The 4,720-nt window shown below is 70.6% G+C and carries 3 protein-coding genes; all 3 read right to left on the bottom strand.

The genetic code is table 11. From position 1 onward, the window contains the following. Positions 1-13 precede the first annotated feature (13 nt). The 3 genes from IMZ11_RS41820 to mtrA are packed head-to-tail and all read right to left on the bottom strand — an operon-like array spanning position 14 to position 4,229. Positions 14-1,810, bottom strand: coding sequence for an LpqB family beta-propeller domain-containing protein (locus IMZ11_RS41820; RefSeq protein WP_228649021.1), 1,797 nt, complete (start codon positions 1,808-1,810; stop codon positions 14-16). After that, on the bottom strand, positions 1,800-3,533 hold the full coding sequence (gene mtrB, locus IMZ11_RS41815; protein ID WP_228649019.1) for an MtrAB system histidine kinase MtrB: 1,734 nt from the start codon (positions 3,531-3,533) through the stop codon (positions 1,800-1,802). The genes IMZ11_RS41820 and mtrB overlap by 11 nt, the downstream gene beginning before the upstream one ends. An 18-nt stretch (positions 3,534-3,551) precedes the next feature. Further along, positions 3,552-4,229: an MtrAB system response regulator MtrA gene (mtrA, locus tag IMZ11_RS41810; RefSeq protein WP_036327899.1), complete on the bottom strand. Its 678-nt coding sequence runs from the start codon at positions 4,227-4,229 to the stop codon at positions 3,552-3,554. Between the last annotated feature and the right edge of the window lie 491 nt (positions 4,230-4,720).

The raw sequence follows: 4,720 nt of genomic DNA, 5'->3' as shown, positions 1-4,720 counted from the left end.
GCCGGAAGGCCGGTCAGCCGAGCGGGTAGACGGGGGAGCCGGCCCCGTCCTTCACCTCGGTCGCCCACTCGCTCTTCTTGCCGTCCCAGGAGAGGACCTCACCGCCGTCCCCGCCGTCGTCGCTGCCGGCGAGCAGGGAGTCCCCCGCCGCGCTGATGCTCGAGACGTGCGCCGCCGACTTGGGCTCCTCCGACCTTCCGTCGGTCACGGAGTAGGTGGTGCAGACGCGGCCACCCTTCTTGCTCTGGGACAGGACCACCACGTGCTGCCCGTCCTTCCAGGCGACATCGAGGATGCTCTGGCCCTCCTTGGCCTCGACCAGCGTCCTCAGCTCGCCGATCCGGAGGTTGCCCTCGTCCCTGAGGACCGGGCCGGTCTTCAACTCCGGCCCGTGACCGCTGTCGACGATCATCGCCACGCGGGCGCCGTCACGGGCGACCCGCAGGGCCTCCACATTGGCCGAGGCGATCTCCGCCGGGATCATGACCCGTTGCGGCGCCGGGCCGTACGCGACCCAGACCCGCAGCTCACCGGCGACGTTCTCGGCGGTCCACACGGCGCCGTACCTGTCCCAGGAGGGCGGGGTCAGCGTGCTGCCCTTCACCCCGGCGATCCATTTGTCCCACCGGCTCTCCTCGGTGGTCATAGTGGCCATATCGGCCACGTACACCGCCCCGTCGTCGCCGAGCGCGGCCACCTTGGCCCGCCGCTCGGTACCGGAGATCGCCGGCGAGGTGAACTCCATGGTCTTCTGCCCCGGGGCGCCCTCGACCACCGGATCTCCCGCGTCGTGGTCGACCCGGCGTAGCACGCCGCCCTTCATGAAATAGGCGGGCTGATCGCCGGTGAGGACGGCGGGGTTGAACTCGGGATAGTTCTGGAACTTGATGCCCCGGGCGTCCGTCGGGAGCGGCTCCCCGTTCACCTGGATCTGGATGCTCTGCCCCGGGATGACCTGGTTGAGGGTCCAGGCGAGTTGCGCCGAGACCGCCCTCATCTGGTCCAGCCGCTCCCCGATCATGGCCATGGACGAGGTGAAGTCGAGGATCACGCTGTCGCCGTCGGGTACGACGCGGATCAGCGCCGTCTCCGGGGGCAGCACCTTCCCGACCGCGCCGCGCAACGAGCGCCCCGGCCCGCGGAGCAGCCACCTGACGAGCGTCTCCACCTGGCTCTCGCTCGGGTCGATGGGGATCGCGACATGGTCGGCGATCAGCCACTTGTGGCTGATGTCGGGGTAGTACAGGTCGAACGCGCCGTAGGCGCGCTTGACGTCGGCGGACGAGAGCAGCAGCCCCGGCGGCGCGGAGGAGATGCGCCACTCACCGCCGACCTTCGTGAGCCCGAACGCGAGATCGCGTTCGATGCTGGAGAGCGTGAGGTCCTGGTAGCGGCCCTCGCCGTCGATCGTCGCGGCGACCGTGCCGCGGAACGTCATGGTCACACCGCTCGCGTCGCCCTCCTCCTTCGGCCCGGCCGAGTCGAACACGGTGACCCCGCCCTTGGGATTCCATTCGGTGAGCGCGTCGCCGGTGAGGTACTGCCTGGCGACCTTCCAGTCGGAGTCGTCCACGCTCGCCATCGCGGCGCGGAAGCCGGCGACGATGTCCCGCGGCTGCGCGCCGTTCTTCGGCGGGGACGCGATGATGCGCACGTACGGCGCGTTCAGCGGGTCGCTGTTGCTCTCCTCCCTGGCCGGGATGGGGCTGCCACCGGTCGGGATGATCGCGCACCCGGCTCCGCCGCCCGCCATCGCGAGCGCGGTCACCGCGACCGCGGCGTACCGGAGCGGGCCGGACCTAGTCCACATCGAAGACCACCGCGTCCCCCATCCCCGCCGGCAGCGCGGGGATGTGCCCGCGCCAGCTACGCCGCATCTCGACCTCGGGCGGGACGAGCGGGAGCGGCGACCCCTTGAGCTCGGCCCCCGCCTGCCGCGGCAGGGAGAGCCGGAACTGGGTGCCTTCCCCGGGCGCCCCCCACGCCTGGAGCCAGCCCCCATGAAGGAGCGCGTCCTCCCGGGAGATGGCCAGGCCGAGCCCCGTTCCCCCGATGGTCCGCGCCCGTGACGGGTCGGCCCGCCAGAACCGGTCGAAGACCAGGTTCTCCTCGCCCGATTTCAGCCCCACGCCGTGATCGCGTACGGCGACCGCCACGGCGTCCCTGTCGCCCCCCAGCGTGACGACGATGTCCTTGCCCTCGCCGTGCTCGATGGCGTTGAACAGCAGGTTGCGCAGGATGCGCTCCACCCGGCGGCTGTCCACCTCGGCCATGCAGGGCTCGCTCGGGATCCGCAGCTCGAAGCGGGTGGCGTGCCGCTCCGCCAGGGCCTCCGAATCGCCGATGGCGCTCAGCACCACGTCGCGCATGTCGACCGGATCCAGGTCGAGTGTGGCGGCTCCGGCGTCGTACCTGCTGATCTCCAGCAGGTCGGCGAGCATCGACTCGAAGCGTTCGAGCTGGTTCTGCATGAGCTCGGCCGACCGCGCGGCGGCCGGTTCGAAGTCCTCGCGGCTCTCGTAGAGCAGGTCGGCGGCCATCCTTACCGTGGTCAGCGGGGTGCGCAGCTCGTGCGACACGTCGGACACGAACTGCCGCTGGACCTGGGACAGCTCCTCCAGCTGGTGGATCTTGAGGGCGAGGTTGGACGCCATCTCGTTGAAGGAGGTGGCCAGCCGGGCGAGGTCGTCCTCCCCGCGCGCCTTGAGCCGTTCCTCCAGCCGGCCGGCCGCCAGCCGTTCCGCCGCCTGCCGCGCCAGTCGTACGGGCGTGACGACCTGGCGGGTCACCAGGGAGGCGATGGCGGCGAGCAGCAGCACGAGGACGGCGCCGACCACGATGAGCAGCTGGCGGATGGACGAGAGGGTCCGCTCCTCCTCGCCCAGCGGGAAGAGGTGGTAGATCTCGTAGACGGTGCCGTTGTACGAGACGACCTTGGCCCCCACCACCATGCCGACCTCCGGCGCCTTGCCGAGGAAGTGCAGGGGGACGCCGATCTGGGCGTAGGGCGGGTCCAGCGGGCCGAGCTTGCGGACCTTCTCGCGCATCCTCTCGGGGACGCTTCGCCAGTCGATGTCGCCGGTGGCACGTTCCTCGCCCACCGCCCCGTCGTTGCGGATGACGACGCTGTAGCGGGATCCGGCCCGGTCGGCCAGGCTCTTGGCCACCACGTCCACCGGGTTGTCCGACGAGGTCGTGGTGCCGTCGCCGGACGCCTGCGGCTTGGCGGAGTCGCCGCCGAGCGGGGCGTTCTCCAGGTAGCCCGCGATGGTCGTGACGTTCGCCGCGGCCTCGGCCACGGCGACGTTCCTGCGGCCGTCCACCATCGACTTGACGATCGACTGCATCAGGAAGACGCCGAGGACCACCACGACGGTCATCGAGATGACCAGCGTGCTGGTCACCACCCGGAGCTGGAGGGACCGCCGCCAGACCCCGCGGGCCCGGCGCGCGGCGCGCCGGGCCCGCCGGCGGACGCCGCGCGCGATCTGGCGCGGGCTCCTCCGGCCGGGCTTCTTCGCGGGGGCGGGCATCGCGGGTCGGCCGGGAGGCTAGGCCGGGCCGGCCTTGTACCCGACGCCGCGGACCGTGACCACGATCTCGGGGTGCTCGGGGTCCTTCTCGATCTTGGCGCGGAGCCGCTGGACGTGCACGTTGACCAGCCGGGTGTCCGCCGCGTGGCGGTAGCCCCAGACCTGCTCGAGCAGGACCTCGCGGGTGAAGACCTGGCGCGGCTTGCGCGCGAGGGCGACCAGCAGGTCGAACTCCAGCGGCGTGAGGTTGATGGTCTCCTCGGCACGCTTGACCGAGTGCCCGGCGACGTCGATCGTGATGTCGCCGATCTGGAGGATCTCGGGGGTCGGCTCGTCGGTGCGGCGGAGCCGGGCGCGCACGCGCGCGACGAGCTCCTTCGGCTTGAACGGCTTGACGATGTAGTCGTCGGCGCCGGACTCGAGGCCGAGCACCACGTCGATGGTGTCGCTCTTGGCGGTCAGCATGACGATCGGCACACCGGACTCCGCGCGGATGCGGCGGCAGACGTCGATGCCGTCGGCCCCCGGGAGCATCAGGTCGAGAAGAACCAGATCCGGCCGCGTGTCGCGGAATGCGTCGAGTGCCTTGTCGCCGTCGGACACGAAGGACGGCTCGAATCCCTCCCCGCGCAACACGATGCCGAGCATCTCGGCGAGAGCGGCGTCGTCATCGACGACCAGCACGCGTCCTTTCATGGCCCCTCATTCGTTCTACGCAAATTTGAGAGATATGGGCGATATCACACGTTCACCGGAAGGCTACCTGTGGCCACCGCATGAGCGATACACGACCATGACAAAGGAAGGAGTTTAGGCGCACAGGGCGGAACGCGCGATGATGTGACCAAATGCGGCCAAGATCGCACCAGGACCTTTGCCCGCCCCCGAGGGAAAATCTCCCGCGCCGCCCGGCCTTGCGCGCGAGCCGCCCCCGGAGGAGCGGCCCCGAATGATCATTTCTGGATTTTCGATCATGACCGGTGCCCGTCGCCTCGGCGATGGCGCGGTTTTCGCATACGGCTCGCCACGCCAAGCGGCCGTACATCATGCCAGGATTGGGACATGACAGACGGCCCTGACCACGACGGCCCCGCCCCCGACGTGCCGCCCGGTTGGGCGCCCAGCCAGCCTCCGGCGTACGGCGGGGCCCCGGGATCCTGGGCCGCCCCCGGCGCGACCGGCGACAC

The sequence above is a fragment of the Microtetraspora sp. AC03309 genome (genome assembly GCF_020826795.1).
Classification (GTDB): Bacteria; Actinomycetota; Actinomycetes; order Streptosporangiales; family Streptosporangiaceae; genus Microtetraspora; species Microtetraspora glauca.
This window is presented reverse-complemented; position numbering and strand designations above follow the sequence as displayed.

Excerpts from the sequence above, each read along its gene's own strand:
- IMZ11_RS41820 (WP_228649021.1), bottom strand. The coding sequence starts at position 1,810 with ATGTGGACTAGGTCCGGCCCGCTCCGGTACGCCGCGGTCGCGGTGACC.
- mtrB (WP_228649019.1), bottom strand. The coding sequence starts at position 3,533 with ATGCCCGCCCCCGCGAAGAAGCCCGGCCGGAGGAGCCCGCGCCAGATC.
- mtrA (WP_036327899.1), bottom strand. The coding sequence starts at position 4,229 with ATGAAAGGACGCGTGCTGGTCGTCGATGACGACGCCGCTCTCGCCGAG.